This window comes from Phyllobacterium sp. P5_D12 (assembly GCF_054049495.1).
Genome location: NZ_JBFUMG010000052.1, coordinates 1 through 16236, shown reverse-complemented (window position 1 = coordinate 16236; position 16236 = coordinate 1). Strand labels below are relative to the sequence as shown.

Genomic DNA, 16236 nt, shown 5'->3' with positions numbered 1-16236 from the left:
GCAGCCGGCGATATCGCACAATTGCTGGAGCGTGAGGAACTGCCAACAGAACTCGCGCGAGTGAGAGAATGTCTTCGCCAATTGCCGCTGGAATTCGCCGAACACCTTGACCGGGCGCTTGCCGATGAGCTGCCGCTTCTCAAACGCGACGGCGGGTTCGTACGGCCCGCATATCATGCCGAGCTAGACGAAATGCGGGCACTACGGGACCATTCGCGCCGCATCATCGCAGGCCTGCAAGCCGACTACATGGAAACGACTGGCGTTAGATCGCTGAAGATCAAACACAATAATGTGCTTGGTTATTTCATCGAAGTGACCGCCAACAATGCCTCGGTCATGACCGATACGGATGAAGCCAAGAGCAAGTTCATCCACCGTCAGACCATTGCCAATGCGATGCGGTTTACGACGACGGAACTGGCCGAACTTGAAACCAAGATAGCAAATGCCGCCGAACGCGCGCTTATGATCGAGCTTGGCGTTTTCGACGCCTTGACCAATGAGACCGTGGCCAACGCCAACACTATTCGCGCAGGTGCTGCAGCGCTGGCGGCGCTTGATGTCTCCGTATCGCTGGCGGCGCTCGCCGAAGAACAAGGCTACTGCCGACCGCAGGTCGATGACAGCCTTGCATTCGAGATTGTGGCCGGACGGCACCCGGTTGTCGAGCAATCGCTGCGCCGGCAAGCGGCCACACCTTTTGTTGCCAATGATTGCAATCTTTCTCCAGAAGGAGCCGGCAAGGGAGCAATCTGGCTGCTGACCGGCCCGAACATGGGCGGTAAATCGACCTTTCTGCGTCAGAACGCATTGATTGCGATTCTTGCGCAGATGGGTTCGTTCGTTCCGGCCGGCTCTGCTCATATCGGCATCGTGGATCGTTTGTTCTCCCGCGTTGGTGCTTCGGATGATCTTGCGCGCGGGCGTTCTACCTTCATGGTGGAAATGGTCGAGACCGCCGCCATTCTCAACCAGGCCAGCGATCATTCGCTTGTGATCCTCGATGAAATCGGCCGCGGTACCGCTACCTTCGACGGCCTTTCGATTGCATGGGCCGCGGTTGAATACTTGCACGAAAAGAACCAGTGTCGGGCAATTTTTGCAACGCACTTCCACGAAATGACTGCACTTTCAGAAAAACTCGAACGGCTCAGCAATGTGACCATGCGCGTGAAGGAATGGGACGGCGATGTCGTGTTCTTGCATGAGGTCGCCAAGGGTGCCGCCGACCGTTCATACGGTGTGCAGGTGGCCCGTTTGGCTGGTTTGCCCGAAGCCGTAGTCAATCGCGCCCGCGATGTACTGCACCAGCTCGAAGCGGGAGAGACCTCTGGCAAGGCCGACAAGCTGATCGACGACTTGCCTCTGTTTTCCGTTGAAGTGAAGCGACAGGCACCCAAGCTTGTTCAAGGTAAGGATAGTGGTCTRCTCGCAGCCATATCCACCATCAATCCGGATGAGATGACACCGCGTGAAGCGCTGGAGGCGCTCTACCGGTTGAAGGGCCTCTTCGCGAACACGACATCTTGAATGGCGTCTGCACGAAACGCGCCAAATGTAATCGTTTCGTTTGAAGCAAATTCGCGCTATAGCGTGCGGCCATTATTCATAAAGACGTATTCATGAGCGCTTCAGACCTGAGACTGGAACAGATCGTCAACCCGGCCAAGCTTCATCGCCAATTTGAAGAGTTGGTCACGTCAACGAACAAACTGGGCACTGCCACCGTCGAGCGTAACGACGTGTTGCAGCTTGTGAAACAGACGCTGATCGCGGGTCGCAAGTCGGCAGAAGACATGCTGATGAAGGATGCCAGCGGTACGCACTGTTCCATCCGGCTTTCTTATTTGATGGACCAGATTATTTCTGCGCTCTATGACTTCGCAATTACCCATGTATATCCCGCTGTGAACCCATCTACTGCGGAACGGATGACCGTCGTGGCGGTAGGCGGTTATGGTCGCGGGGGACTGGCCCCCGGTTCCGATATCGATCTGTTATTCTTGCTACCTTACAAACAGACACCCTGGGGTGAGCAAGTCGTCGAATATATTCTGTACATGCTGTGGGACGCCGGTCTCAAAGTCGGCCACGCGACCCGTAATCTGGATGAGTCGATCCGCCAGTCGCTGGGTGATATGACGATCCGTACCAGCATTCTGGAGGCCCGTTACCTTTGCGGGAATGAAGACCTTTTCGCCAAACTGGTGCAACGCTTCGATGGCGAGGTGGTCAGGGGTACCGGGCCCGCTTTCATCGAGGCCAAGCTTGCCGAACGTGACGCGCGTCACCGCAAGGCGGGCGAGACGCGGTATCTGGTGGAGCCGAACGTCAAAGAGGGTAAGGGCGGCCAGCGCGATCTGCATACGCTGTTCTGGATTGCAAAATATTATTACCGGGTGAAGACAAGTGATGAATTGGTCGACCTGGGGGTTCTTTCTCGTGCGGAACACAAGATCTTTCGTAAGGCGGAAGATCTGCTATGGGCTGTGCGCTGCCATATGCATTTCTTGACGGGCAAAGCGGAGGAACGCCTCTCGTTCGATATCCAGGGCGAGATCGCCCGGCGGCTCGGCTACACCGCCCATCCCGGCCTGCGAGACGTCGAGCGGTTCATGAAACACTACTTCCTTATCGCCAAGGAGGTCGGGGATCTTACACGCATCATCTGCGCCGCTCTGGAAGAAGAGCAAGCCAAGCACGTCCCCGGTTTCAACCGGATTTTCCTCACGTTTTCGCGCCGCAAGCGAAAGCTCCCCGGCACAAGCGATTTCGTCGTCGACAACCACCGCATCACCATTGCCAATGACGACGTCTTCCGGAAAGACCCGGTCAACATAATCCGTCTGTTTCGTCTGGCGGACCAGCATGGCCTGGAGTTCCACCCCGACGCTATGCAATTGGTGTCGCGTTCGCTGTCGCTGATCAAAGCTGATCTGCGGGAAAATCCTGAGGCGAACAGGCTTTTTCTGGAAGTGCTGACCTCGGAGCGCAACCCCGAGCTCATCCTGCGGCGAATGAATGAATCCGGCGTACTTGGTAAATTCATTCCCGATTTCGGCAAGGTCGTCGCGATGATGCAATTCAACATGTATCATCACTATACTGTTGATGAACATTTGTTGCGTTGCATCGCAGTCATGTCGGAAATCGACCACGGCGATCTTGGCCAGGAACATCCTCTTGCCAATCAGATCATGCCCGGTTTGAAAAAAGACCGGCAGGTCCTCTACGTGGCGCTGCTTCTTCACGATATTGCCAAGGGAAGGCCGGAAGACCACTCCATTGCCGGTGCGAGGATCGCCCGGCGGATTTGCCCGCGTCTGGGCCTTTCACAGGCCGACACTGAAACCGTTGCCTGGCTCGTCGAACAGCATTTGACGATGAGTAGAGTGGCACAGTCGCGGGATCTGAACGACCGAAAGACGATCGAAGATTTTGCTGAGATTGTCCAAACCCTCGACCGGATGAAACTGCTGCTGGTTTTGACCATCTGCGATATCAAGGCAGTCGGACCCGGGGTATGGAATGGCTGGAAAGGCCAGCTTCTTCGCAATCTCTTCTATGAAACGGAATTGATGCTGACTGGCGGATTTTCGGAAGTCTCCCGCAAGGAACGCACCGATCACGCCCGCACCCAGCTCGACAATGCGCTGTCATCCTGGCCGCAGATTGAGCGTCAGTCATACCTCGCATTGCACTATCAAAACTACTTGTTGACCGTCAGCCTCGAAGATCAGATTCGCCACGCCAATTTCGTGCGCGAGACCGATGCCAGCGGCAAAGCACTCGCCACCATGGTAAAAACCCATGATTTCGAGGGTGTAACAGAGATCACCGTACTGTCACCCGACCATCCACGTTTGCTTTCAATCATCGCGGGCGCCTGCGCCGGGGCCGGCGCCAACATCGTCGATGCGCAGATCTTCACGACCAGCGACGGGCGCGCGCTTGATACGATCCTTATCAGCCGCGAATTCCCGACCGACGATGATGAACGGCGGCGCGCCATGCGCGTCGGCCGCCTGATCGAAGACGTGCTTTCCGGGAAGTCCTACCTGCCGGAGATGCTGGCAAGCCGCACCAAACCGAAGCGCGCGGTCAAAGCCTTCCGCATCACGCCGCGTGTCGAGATAAACAATACGCTGTCCAACAAATTCACCGTCATCGAAGTTGAAGGCCTGGACCGTCCCGGTGTTCTATCTGAGATAACCGGTACTATCTCTGATCTCTCACTCGATATTGCCTCTGCGCACGTGACGACCTTCGGTGAAAAGGTCATCGATGTGTTCTATGTCACTGATCTCGTCGGTCACCAGATCACCAATACGACACGCCAGAACCGTATCCGCAAGAAGCTGCTTGCGCTCTTTGGCGAAGGAGACATCACGACCGCCCAGCCGCAACGGCAAAACATCCTCATGACGGCTGAATAGAATGAGTTTGGTCAAGAAATTTGCAACGGTTGCGTCCGGCACGTTGATGAGCCGCGTCTTCGGTTTCACGCGCGAAATGCTGATGGCCTCTGCGCTGGGCACAGGACCTGTCGCCGATGCTTTCAATGCTGCCTTCCGTTTTCCCAACACGTTCCGGCGGCTCTTCGCGGAAGGCGCATTCAACTCTGCTTTCGTACCCTTGTTCGCCAAGGAAATCGAAGCCAACGGGCTTGATGGAGCGCGCCGTTTTTCCGAAGAGGTATTCGGGGTCCTTTTTACCGTGCTGCTCGGCCTGACGATCCTGATGGAACTGTCAATGCCGCTGATCGTGCGCTTCGTCATAGCTCCGGGCTTCGTGGCTGACCCGATGAAGTTCGATAACACCGTATCGATGGCGATCATCATGTTCCCCTACCTCGCCTGCATGTCGCTCGCCGCCATGATGAGCGGGATGCTCAATTCCCTGCATCGCTATTTCGCCGCGGCGATCGCTCCAGTTTTCCTGAATGTCATTCTCATCGGCGTGCTCGGCTATGCCTGGTGGAAGGGCCAAGATGGAAGGGCTGTAGGCTATGCACTGTCCTGGGGGGTCATGGTCTCCGGCGTGGTTCAGCTAGCCATTGTCTGGTTTGCGGTGCGCAATGCCGGCATTTCCATCGGGTTCCGCTTGCCCCATATAACCGCCAACGTCAAACGCCTGCTGATACTGGCCTTCCCCGCCGCCGTAACTGGCGGCATCACTCAAATCAATTTGTTGATCAACACGAACATCGCTTCAGCAAAATCTGGCGCTATCTCGTCTCTGGCCTATGCAGACCGTATCTATCAATTGCCGCTCGGTGTCGTCGGCATAGCGGTCGCGACGGTTCTCCTGCCGGAATTGGCGCGTGCGCTGCGCTCTGGAAATCTGAAGGAAGCTGGCAGCCTGCAGAACCGGTCGGTCGAGTTCACACTGTTTCTTACGCTTCCTGCTGCTGCGGCGCTGTTGGTAATGTCCGAACCGATCGTTCGGATGCTATACGAACGCGGCAATTTCTCCACCGCATCGACGCACACTGTCGGCAATATCCTGGCGATCTACGGGCTTGGCCTCCCGGCATTCGTCCTGATCAAAGCCTTCTTGCCGGGGTTTTTCGCCCGCGAAGATACCCGCACACCGATGATCTTTGCGGCCATCGCCGTCATCGTGAACGTCAGTCTCGCACTGACGCTATTCCCAATCATGGCAGAGACCGGCATCGCAACGGCCGAGATCGTCGCAGGGTGGACGAACGCAATTCTACTTTTCGTTACCCTCGTCTGGCGGGGACATTGGGGGCGCGATATCCCTCTGCTTACCCGCATCCCGCGACTGATTGTTTCCGCCGGTCTCATGGGCCTTGCACTCTACTATGCAATTCGCTGGATGGGCCCGGCGCTGGAACCACATGCGCCTCTGCACACGCAAGCCATCGCAGTCGTATCGCTGGTCGGGTTGTCGATGATCCTCTATTTTGCGCTCGCTTTCGGAACAGGTGGTGCCAGCTTCGGCATGATCCGGCGGAATGTGAAACGCGGAACAAAGGTGCCTGAGGACGCGTCGTGAGCCGGTTTATCGGTATGATCACACTTGTGGTGCGCGATTATGACGAGGCGATTGCCTGGTACACAGAGGTGCTCGGCTTTTCGCTTGTCAATGATACGGCGCTTTCCCAAACCAAACGTTGGGTTGTCGTTGCGCCCGAGGGTGTTGGCGCCCGGCTATTGCTGGCAAAGCGGATGACGATACACAGAAAGTCAGCATTGGCAACCAGACCGGCGGACGCGTTGCACTGTTTCTCCATACGGATGATTTCCCGGTGGACCACGCGAAGATGGTGGAGGCGGGCGTACATTTTCTTGAAGAGCCTCGCCATGAGCCCTATGGCAGCGTCGCTGTGTTCGAAGACCTCTACGGTAATAAATGGGATCTGCTGGAGCTCAAATGAAGGTTGGTATCGATTGGGCTTGAATAGAGCGTCTCCCTCTGCCAAAAGCTCGGTTTCATTGCTTTCGGAGCCTGCAAGCCCGATCCCCGAACGATCAAGGACGATTTTATGAGCACGTTTGAACCGCTCGTCTTTTCCGGTGTCCAGCCGACCGGCAACCTGCATCTTGGCAACTATCTCGGCGCTATCCGTCGCTGGGTTGCTTTGCAGGAAAGCAGCAAATGCATGTATTGTGTCGTGGATCAGCACGCGATTACCCCTCCCATCTCCGTCTGGGGCGGGCCGACCGAACTCATGCGCAATACGCGCGAGGTCACGGCAGCCTTCATTGCTTCTGGCATCGATGCAAAAAAGAACATCGTTTTCAACCAGAGCCGCGTGCACCAGCATGCGGAGCTGGCATGGGTTTTCAACTGCGTTGCCCGGATGGGTTGGCTCAACCGCATGACCCAGTTCAAGGACAAGGCCGGCAAGGACCGTGAAAATGCGTCCGTCGGCCTCTTCGCATACCCGAACCTGATGGCGGCGGACATCCTTGTCTACCGTGCGACACACGTACCCGTCGGTGAAGACCAGAAGCAGCATCTGGAGCTGACGCGCGACATCGCCCAGAAGTTCAACACTGATTTTTCGGATCGGATCGCTGAACTCGGGCTTGGTGTCGAAACGCAATCGGGGGATGAAACGATTTCCAGTTTCTTTCCGCTGACCGAGCCAGTCATCGGCGGGCCCGCAGCACGTGTCATGAGCTTGCGCGATGGTACCAAGAAGATGTCAAAGTCCGATCCGTCGGATCTCTCGCGCATCAACCTAACCGACGATGTGGATACGATCTCGAAAAAGATCCGTAAGGCCAAGACTGATTCGGAACCCTTGCCATCGGAGCTTGAAGGATTGAAGGATCGGCCGGAAGCTGACAATCTCGTCGGTATCTATGCTGCATTGGTCGACAGCGACAAGGCCACCGTGATTCGCGATTTTGGCGGACAGCAATTCTCAACCTTCAAGCCGGCCCTTGCTGACCTCGCGGTAGAAAAGCTGGCGCCGATCGCTGCGGAAATGCGGCGAATTTCTGCGGATCCCGGCTTTGTCGATGCCGTCCTCAAAGATGGTGGTGAGCGCGCGAGCATTCTCGCAGAGAAGACGATGCGCAATGTCCGTGATATTGTCGGATTTCTGCAGAACTAGACCGCGCCAGGGAAGACCTTGCGGATGATCAATGCTTAGGGCAGGTTGCGCACATGGTATCAAGACGTCTTAGCCGCGAAGCTGGCCACCGCCGCAAATTTCTGGCCGTCATTGACGAAACGCCGGAATGCGAGCGAGCCGTTGCCTATGCCTCGCGCCGGGCCAAGACAACCGGCGGCGTACTCTTGCTGCTGTTCGTTATCGATTCAGCAGACTTTCAGCAGTTTCTGGGGGTTGAACAGATCATGCGTGCGGAAGCCCAGGAGCGGGCCAATTCGACGCTCAGCAAGTTTGCCGCCAGCGTTCGGGAAACGATAGGGATCGAGTCGGAACTTGCTGTTCGCGAAGGCATTACATCCGAAGAGATTCGGAAGCTCATCGAAGAAGATCAGGATATCGCTATCCTTGTTTTGGCGGCTGGTTCCGGCAAGGATGGACCTGGCCCGCTTGTTCAATCGCTGGCAGGGCGAGAATCCTTTTCCATTCCGGTCACGGTCGTACCCTATAATCTATCGGATGAGGATATAGACGCGATTACCTGATTATGTCGACCAAACGTGATATAATCCTAACTTGAAGAGAATGGTTTAAAGGCCTATATGGCTATTTGAATAGTTCTAAACTAGATACGCGAGATCCGTCATGTTCATCCAGACCGAAGCAACGCCCAATCCAGCGACCTTGAAGTTCCTGCCTGGAAAGGTGGTGCTTGAAGAAGGAACCGCCGATTTCCGCGACGCAGCAAGTGCTGGCGAATCTTCACAGCTTGCTGGCAAAATCTTTGGCGTCCCGGGCGTCACCGGCGTATTTTTCGGCTATGATTTTGTCACCGTCACCAAGAGCGAAGGTCCGGAATGGCAACACCTGAAGCCTGCCATTCTGGGCGCGATCATGGAGCATTTCATGTCCGGCGCACCGGTCATGGCCAATGTCAGCCAAATCGCTGACACCGCCCAGCGGGAGACCGATGGTGAATTCTTCGACAGCGCCGATACCGAGATTGTCGATACGATCAAGGAGTTGCTTGAAACGCGTGTCCGCCCGGCCGTAGCCCAGGACGGCGGCGATATCACATTCCGCGGTTATGAAAACGGTACCGTGTTCCTGCACATGAAGGGTGCATGTTCCGGCTGCCCATCGTCGACTGCGACCCTTAAGCACGGCATTCAGAACCTGTTGAAGCATTTCGTTCCCGAAGTTCAGCAAGTCGAGTCGATCTGAATTTTCAGTTTGATGATAAAAAAGGCCGCTTTTGAGCGGCCTTTTTTATTGGTCTAGTTCACTGCGCCAGGCCCTGGTATCGCACCGGGCGGGCATTTGCCGAGGATGATCATGCCGAGCACTTCGTCCTCGTTGACATCGCCAACCTTGGCAGTGCCAACCACCTGACCGTTTTTCATCACCGCCACGCGATCGGCGAGGTGGAAGACGTCATGGATATCATGGCTGATGAGAAAGATACCGATGCCTTCACTCTTCAGTTGCTTGATCAGTTCGCCGACCTGTGCGGTTTCCTGCGGTCCCAGCGCCGCAGTCGGCTCGTCCATGATCAGTATCCGGGCGTTGAACAAGATCGCGCGTGCAATCGCCACGGATTGCCGCTGACCGCCCGAAAGTGCCTTGACCGGGTCCTTGAAACGCTGGAATCGTGGATTGAGTCTACCCATGACTTCGCGGGCGCTGTGCTCCATCGCGACGTCATCGAGAGTGCCCCAAGGCGTCATCAATTCACGGCCGAGATAGAGATTGGCGGCGGTGTCCACATTGTCCGCCAGTGCCAGGGTTTGATAGATCGTCTCGATACCATAGGCCTTGGCATCACGCGGATTGTTGATTGCCGCTTCTTCCCCGTTGACCTTGATCGTACCATTGTCGCGCTTGTAGGCGCCCGACAGTATCTTGATCAGGGTCGATTTTCCAGCACCGTTGTGACCGAGGAGCGCAACGACTTCACCCGGAAAGAGATCGATCGAAGCTCCATCCACTGCACGGATGCCACCAAAGGCAATCGAGATGTCTTCCATATCGATGAGAGGCGTTTGTGTGTTGGCCATGATTGTTCCTCCCTCAAGCCGTACGGCGGCGATAGATTGTGTCCAGCCAGACGGCTACGACAAGAACCAGGCCGACAACGATATTCTGCAGCGGTGTATCGAGACCGAGCAGAACCATGCCTGAGCTTAGTGATTGCATCAGCACCGCACCGATCATGGCACCGGCAATAGTACCGACACCGCCAGCCAGCGACGTTCCGCCGATAACGGCTGCCGCGATGGTCAGGAGTTCATCAAGAGTGCCTTGTGCATTTGTTGCCGCGTTGAGACGAGCGGTGGAAATGGCACCCGCAATGGCGCAGAGAACCCCCATAATGATGAAAATCTTCATCGTCACCCAGCGCGTATTGATACCGGCAAGGTCTGCCGCTTCCGGATTGCCACCCATGGCGAAGACATAACGGCCGAAACGGGTGCGCGTCGAAAGGAACGTCATGATGAGACCCGCGGCAACAGCGATCAGCACCGGAATTGCAATTCCGTGTGAGATGAACAGCCCGCCATCCGGAATTGTGATGTTGTTGGCTTCGGCATATTTACGGACGATGCCGATCGGCCAGTAGTATGCGTTGGCGATGGCGACTGCGCCGAGTACAAGAACGCATCCCACGGCAGCCATGAAGGCTTCAGCCCATATCGGACGACGGGGAAAGTTGAAACGTTTACGCTGGCGCCGACTGTTAATGATCATCCCGACGATGGCGACACAGGCGACGACGCCAACCACCCAACTCCAGAATGCACCGATTGAACCCTCAGGACCTCCGCCCATGAGACGGAACGTCGAGTCCATTGGTGCAACCGTGCGGCCTGAGGTAACCCACCAGGCAGCGCCACGCCATACCAGAAGGCCACCAAGCGTAACGATGAAAGCAGGCACGCCCAGGAATGCAATGATAAAGCCCTGAAAACCGCCGATGAGCGCGCCGGTGATGACGCCAACACCAAGCGCAATGATCCATGTCGCCGGATGCTCGAATCCAATAAGCCTTGGCAGGAACTCGGCCTGCGTCACGCCCATGATCATACCGACAAAACCGAGAATCGAGCCAACAGACAAATCGATGTTACGGGTAACGATGATCAGCACCATCCCGGTCGCCATGACAGCAACCGACGATGTCTGAACAGACAGGTTCCAAAGGTTGCGCGGCGTCAGAAACTGACCGCCCGAGAGAAACTGGAAGGCAAGCCAGATAATGACCAGCGCTCCGATCATGCCGAGAAGTCGGGTATCAAGCTCAGTCGCCTTGAAGAATCTGGCGACAATGCCGAGCTCCGACGAACGGGCTCGATCGAGGCTGATGGCCGGATCACTCATTGTACTCTCCCAGTTTTATTGTCTTCTTAAAACGCCGCCGATCCAGTGGACCAGCGGCGTTCGATTTTAACAAATTTAACGATGTTACTTGCAGGCTGGTACTAAACCTGCCTTCACGCCCTGACAGACCACGTCCTTCTTCACCCAGCCAGCGTCGATGACGACATCGAGATTATCCTTGGTGACAGGAACCGGAGTCAGGAAGACAGCATTGACCTCAACTTTATTAACGCCGCCAGCAAACTTCTGAACGTTCGGGATTTCTTCCATCTTCTTACCATCTGCGAGGGCCGAGGCGATGCCTGCGGCTTGCTTGCCAAGTTCGCGGGAATCCTTCCAGATCGTCACGGTCTGCGTGCCGAGTGCTACGCGGTTAAGTGCTGCGAAATCGGCATCCTGACCGGAAACAGGAACAGTGCCGGCAAGGCCCTGAGCCTGCAGCGCTGCGATAGCACCGCCGGCTGTTCCATCGTTCGCAGCAACGACGGCATCGACCTTGTTGTCATTTGCAGTTAGGAATTGTTCCATATTCTTCTGGGCGTTGGCGGGAAGCCAGCCATCCGTATAGGCTTCACCGACGTTCTTGATCTTGCCGGAGTCGATGGCCTCTTTCAGCACTTCCTGGGCGCCGGAGAAAAGGAAATCTGCGTTCGGATCGGCGGAGCTGCCCTTGATGAACACGTAGTTGCCTTCAGGCTTGACAGCAAATACGCCACGCGCCTGCATGCGGCCGACTTCCTTGTTGTCGAACGTAATATAGAACGCATCCTTGTTTTCGATCAGGCGGTCATAGCCTACGACCGGGATGCCCTCAGCAACGGCCTTCTCGACTGCCGGTCCGATGGCGCTCGAATCCTGCGCCAAAATGATAAGGGCGTTGGCACCTTGCGAAATCAGGCTTTCAACGTCGGTCAACTGCTTGGAGGCAGAGGACTGTGCATCTGCCGAGATGTACTTGTCGCCATTGGCTTCCAGCGCTTTCTTGATGGCGGCTTCGTCCGTCTTCCAGCGTTCTTCCTGAAAATTCGACCACGATACACCAACGATCTTGTCCTTCGCCAGAACGGGGCTGGCAAATGATACAGCAAGGACAGCAGCCCCCGCCAATGCGGTTGCATATTTCTTCATGGTAACCCTCCCGGTGCATTTAGCACGTTGACTGAATGGATGCAGGCACATGACCTCCGGCCCGCATCTAAACCTCTTTAATTCGAGGCTCGAAAAAAATAGTGACTTAAAAGCATTTACGTGTCAACTTAGATTTTCGTAGCATGGCACACCGCGCTGCATGGGGTATTGTGGTGCACTGGAATCAGGTTTTTGGGAGGAAATCGTTTGTTCCTAGATGAGATTGCGCGTCCTGACGACGTCAGGCGGCAGAACCGACGGCTTGTGCTCGCTACGTTGCGGCGTCACGGACTGCTTTCTCGCACAGACATCGTCGCGCAAACCGGCCTCAGTCCGTCCACCGTCTCAGCCATCACGACCGCGCTCATTTCGGAGGGAATTATAGCCGAGAGCCGCGACGGCGATACCATCGCCAATCGGCGTGGACGCCCTCAAGTGGCACTCACGCTGAACCCGGCCATAGCGACGGTTGCGACCGTCGAACTCGCGCTCAATCTCGTCCATGCCGTTCTGTTCGACTACAAAGGCCAGATGATCGTCGAGGAATTCCATCGCGTTTCAACACTCGATGCAAAGTCGGATGATCTGATCCATTCCATATGCCTGATGCTTGACAATCTGCTCGAAAGCCGCCCGCCCAACGCAGGCCGGCTCATGCATATTTCGATGGGCGTGCAGGGCGTGACCGACGCGGCAAGAGCAACAATGCTATGGTCGCCGATCACTCCGGATAGCAACATCTCTTTTGGAGATGCCCTCTCCAAGCGGTATGGTGTTGCAGTCGCTGTTGCCAATGACTGCAACATGATTGCCGAGGCGCTGCGCTGGATCGATCCAGAGCACTACGCCGAGGACTTTGCGGCAATCCTCCTCTCCCACGGGATCGGCATGGGCCTTTATCTTAAAGGCAAGCCTTTTCTCGGTGCTCACTCCTCCGCCGCGGAGTTCGGTCACATGTTGCATGTACCAAATGGCGCACTTTGCCGTTGCGGACGTCATGGCTGTATCGAAGCCTATGCCAGTGACTATGCCATTTTGAGGAGGACATCCGGTCAGGACGAGAAAGACCAGCCGGCACAGGATGTGGATCCGGCAATCTATGACGAGGTTGCAAACCGGGCCCGCACCCGCGACGGCGAAGAACGTGCTGCTTTCCGCAAGGCAGGTCAGGCAATAGGTTCAGGTTTGCGGAGCCTGTATTCCCTGATCGACCCCATTCCGGTCGCGTTGGTTGGATCAGGCGCAGCTGTTTTCGACCTCATCGAGGATGAATTGCGCGATATCGTTTCCGGCACCTCGGGCTGGGGGGCAGCGCAGGAGTTGAGCATACGTTGCTATCCGGATGAACATCCGCTCATCCTGCAAGGCTGTATGATGACTTCACTGCTTCACCTCGACACACAGGTTTTTGCCCCGGGCGACGCAGGTGATACGCCAATTAAACGGGCAATTTGAACAGAATTCAGGAGGAGAATCCATGTATCTTGGCCTTGATTTGGGCACGTCCGGCGTCAAGGCGCTGTTGATCGGCGAAGACCAATCGGTCATCGGGTCCGGAACCGGGACGCTCGATATTTCACGACCACATTCCGGCTGGTCGGAGCAGGATCCATCGCATTGGATCAAGGCCACCGAAGACGCAATTCAGGCGCTCAAAACCACGCACGCAAAGGAACTCGCTGCGGTCAAAGGTATTGGCCTATCCGGCCAGATGCATGGCGCGACGCTGCTCGACAGCAATGATCACGTACTTCGTCCCTGCATCCTGTGGAACGATACCCGCAGCCATAAGGAGGCCGCCGAACTCGACAGCGATCCAAAGTTTCGGGCGCTGAGCGGCAACATTGTTTTTCCAGGGTTCACCGCACCGAAGGTCGTTTGGGTCAGGAACAACGAGCCCGAGATCTTTGCCAAGCTGCGCCGCGTGCTGTTGCCAAAAGATTATTTGCGGTTGTGGCTCACCGGGGAACACGTATCGGAAATGTCGGATGCGGCGGGAACGTCATGGCTCGATGTCGGCAAGCGCGCATGGTCGCCGGAGCTTCTCGCAGCAACCGGTCTCGATGTCAGCCATATGCCTTCGCTGGTCGAGGGGACCGAAGTCTCCGGGACCCTGAAAGCCGATATCGCTTCTCGGTGGGGCATGGGCAGCAGCGTTGTTGTTGCGGGCGGAGCGGGTGATAATGCCGCTTCGGCCTGCGGCATGGGGACGGTCGACGAAGGCCATGCCTTCGTCTCGCTGGGAACATCCGGCGTGCTCTTTGCTGCCAACGGCTCCTATCTGCCAAACCCCGAGAGCGCGGTTCACACATTCTGCCATGCCCTGCCCGATACCTGGCACCAGATGGGCGTTATCCTGTCAGCCACCGATGCCCTGAACTGGTACGCTGGCATTACATCACGCAAACCTGCCGAACTTACCGGAGAACTGGGCGATGACCTGCGTGCGCCGTCTGGCGTGACCTTCCTGCCGTATCTTTCCGGTGAACGTACGCCGCTCAACGATTCGGCAATTCGGGGCTCGTTTCAAGGGCTCGAGCATGCCAGCGACCGCGCGGTCCTGACACAGGCAGTCTTGGAAGGCGTGGCTTTCGCATTTCGCGATTGCCTCAACGCACTTGCCGCAGCGGGCACCAAACTCGACCGTGTTACCGCGGTCGGCGGCGGGTCACGTTCGACCTATTGGCTTAGAGCCATCGCGACCGCGCTGAATATCCCCATCGATGTGCCAGCGGATGGCGATTTCGGCGCGGCTTTCGGCGCCGCACGCCTTGGATTGATCGCTGCCGAAAACGCCGACCCACGGGCGATTTGCGCCGCGCCTCCAACCGATTACACGATCGAACCGGAAGCCAGGCTCACCGGCGATTTCGACGCGGCGTACAATCGCTACCACAATCTCTACCCAGCATTAAAAGGAGTTCAATCATGAGCAGCGGTTTTTTCGGCGACGTAAAACCAGTCAAGTATGAAGGGCCGGACAGCACCAATCCGCTCGCCTATCGCTTTTACAACCCTGACGAGATCATTCTTGGTAAGCGGCTTGAGGACCACTTGAGATTTGCCGTCGCCTATTGGCATTCGTTCGTCTGGCCGGGCGGCGATCCGTTCGGCGGACAGACCTTCGAGCGTCCCTGGTTCAACGATACGATGGATGGGGCCAAACTCAAGGCAGACGTGGCATTCGAAATGTTCTCTATCCTCGGCGCCCCCTACTTCTGCTTCCACGATGCGGACGTGCGCCCGGAAGGCGATAGCATTGCCGAGAGCGACAAGCGCCTGCATGAAATTGCTGATTATTTTGCGGCAAAGATGGAAAAGACMGGCACCAAGCTTCTCTGGGGCACCGCCAACCTCTTTTCCAACCGCCGCTACATGTCGGGCGCCGCGACCAACCCTGACCCGGATGTCTTTGCCTATGCCGCCGCGACGGTGAAAACCTGTATCGATGTGACGCAAAAGCTGAAGGGCGAGAACTACGTTCTTTGGGGCGGACGCGAAGGCTACGAAACGCTGCTCAACACCGACATGAAGCGCGAACTCGACCAGATGGGCCGGTTCCTCAGCCTCGTTGTCGACTACAAGCACAAGATCAGCTTCAAGGGCGCGATCCTGATCGAACCGAAGCCACAGGAGCCCACCAAGCACCAGTATGATTACGATGCCGCGACGGTTTTTGGCTTCCTCAAGCGCTTCGGCCTTGAGAAAGAGGTCAAGGTCAATCTGGAACAGGGCCACGCCATCCTCGCCGGGCATTCCTTCGAGCATGAAATCGCCACGGCAGCAGCGCTCGGCATCTTCGGTTCGATCGACATGAACCGCAATGATTACCAGTCCGGCTGGGATACGGATCAGTTCCCGAACAACGTGCCAGAAGTTGCGGTCGCCTACTACGAGATTCTCAAGGCTGGCGGCTTTACGTCCGGCGGCACGAACTTCGACGCCAAGCTGCGCCGCCAGTCGCTTGATCCGCAGGATTTGCTGGTCGCGCATATCGGCGGGATGGACACTTGCGCGCGGGGCCTCAAGGCTGCGGCGAAGATGGTCGAGGACAAGGTTTTGACCGGGTTTGTCGATGATCGCTATGCCGGCTGGTCGAAACCAGAGGCACAGGCCATGCTCTCTGGAAAGGTCTCGCT

General features: G+C 56.5%; 13 protein-coding genes and 1 pseudogene. 11 read left to right on the top strand and 3 right to left on the bottom strand.

Features of this window, described 5'->3' with window-relative positions; translation table 11 throughout:
- From mutS to ACXJ5O_RS06165, 8 genes and pseudogenes are all read left to right on the top strand, one after another.
- Window positions 1-1533 (top strand): DNA mismatch repair protein MutS (gene mutS / locus ACXJ5O_RS06200; RefSeq protein ID WP_457299123.1); only part of this gene is annotated, 1533 nt, incomplete at its 5' end.
- A 92-nt stretch (window positions 1534-1625) separates the two neighbouring features.
- Window positions 1626-4439 carry a [protein-PII] uridylyltransferase gene (locus ACXJ5O_RS06195; protein WP_457299122.1) on the top strand — a complete coding sequence of 938 codons (2814 nt, stop codon included), beginning with the start codon at window positions 1626-1628 and terminating at the stop codon, window positions 4437-4439.
- Window position 4440: 1 nt separating this feature from the next.
- Window positions 4441-6024, top strand: coding sequence for a murein biosynthesis integral membrane protein MurJ (gene murJ, locus ACXJ5O_RS06190; RefSeq protein WP_457299121.1), 1584 nt, complete (start codon window positions 4441-4443; stop codon window positions 6022-6024).
- Between the two features lie 14 nt (window positions 6025-6038).
- Window positions 6039-6221, top strand: a pseudogene (locus tag ACXJ5O_RS06185) (VOC family protein); the annotation flags it as partial.
- 56 nt (window positions 6222-6277) lie between these two features.
- Window positions 6278-6406, top strand: coding sequence for a VOC family protein (locus tag ACXJ5O_RS06180; protein ID WP_457299120.1), 129 nt, complete (start codon window positions 6278-6280; stop codon window positions 6404-6406).
- Between the two features lie 108 nt (window positions 6407-6514).
- Window positions 6515-7594 (top strand): tryptophan--tRNA ligase, encoded by a 1080-nt coding sequence (trpS, locus tag ACXJ5O_RS06175; protein WP_457299119.1) that lies wholly within the window; start codon window positions 6515-6517, stop codon window positions 7592-7594.
- Window positions 7595-7647: 53 nt separating this feature from the next.
- Window positions 7648-8136, top strand: coding sequence for a universal stress protein (locus ACXJ5O_RS06170; protein WP_209998402.1), 489 nt, complete (start codon window positions 7648-7650; stop codon window positions 8134-8136).
- A 100-nt stretch (window positions 8137-8236) separates the two neighbouring features.
- Entirely contained in the window at window positions 8237-8815 is a 579-nt protein-coding gene (locus tag ACXJ5O_RS06165) for a NifU family protein (protein ID WP_114431505.1), read from the top strand.
- A gap of 53 nt (window positions 8816-8868) precedes the next feature.
- On the opposite strand, the gene ACXJ5O_RS06160 is transcribed toward ACXJ5O_RS06165, so the two are convergent.
- The 3 genes from ACXJ5O_RS06160 to xylF form a co-directional block, all read right to left on the bottom strand.
- Complete coding sequence (locus ACXJ5O_RS06160; RefSeq protein WP_457299118.1) at window positions 8869-9648, bottom strand: ATP-binding cassette domain-containing protein; 780 nt, start codon at window positions 9646-9648, stop codon at window positions 8869-8871.
- Between the two features lie 13 nt (window positions 9649-9661).
- Window positions 9662-10969: a sugar ABC transporter permease gene (locus ACXJ5O_RS06155; RefSeq protein ID WP_271895479.1), complete on the bottom strand. Its 1308-nt coding sequence runs from the start codon at window positions 10967-10969 to the stop codon at window positions 9662-9664.
- An 84-nt stretch (window positions 10970-11053) separates the two neighbouring features.
- Window positions 11054-12097, bottom strand: coding sequence for a D-xylose ABC transporter substrate-binding protein (xylF, locus tag ACXJ5O_RS06150; protein ID WP_457299117.1), 1044 nt, complete (start codon window positions 12095-12097; stop codon window positions 11054-11056).
- A 207-nt stretch (window positions 12098-12304) separates the two neighbouring features.
- On the opposite strand from xylF, the gene ACXJ5O_RS06145 reads away from it, so the two are divergent.
- The 3 genes from ACXJ5O_RS06145 to xylA form a co-directional block, all read left to right on the top strand.
- A complete protein-coding gene (locus ACXJ5O_RS06145) occupies window positions 12305-13552 on the top strand; it encodes an ROK family protein (RefSeq protein WP_457299116.1) in 1248 nt (415 codons plus the stop codon).
- A gap of 22 nt (window positions 13553-13574) precedes the next feature.
- The gene (xylB, locus tag ACXJ5O_RS06140; protein ID WP_457299115.1) at window positions 13575-15029 is read left to right on the top strand and encodes a xylulokinase; all 1455 of its coding nucleotides are present in this window, start codon (window positions 13575-13577) and stop codon (window positions 15027-15029) included.
- A partial coding sequence (gene xylA, locus ACXJ5O_RS06135; protein ID WP_457299114.1) for a xylose isomerase occupies window positions 15026-16236 on the top strand: 1211 nt, incomplete at its 3' end. The genes xylB and xylA, both read left to right, overlap by 4 nt.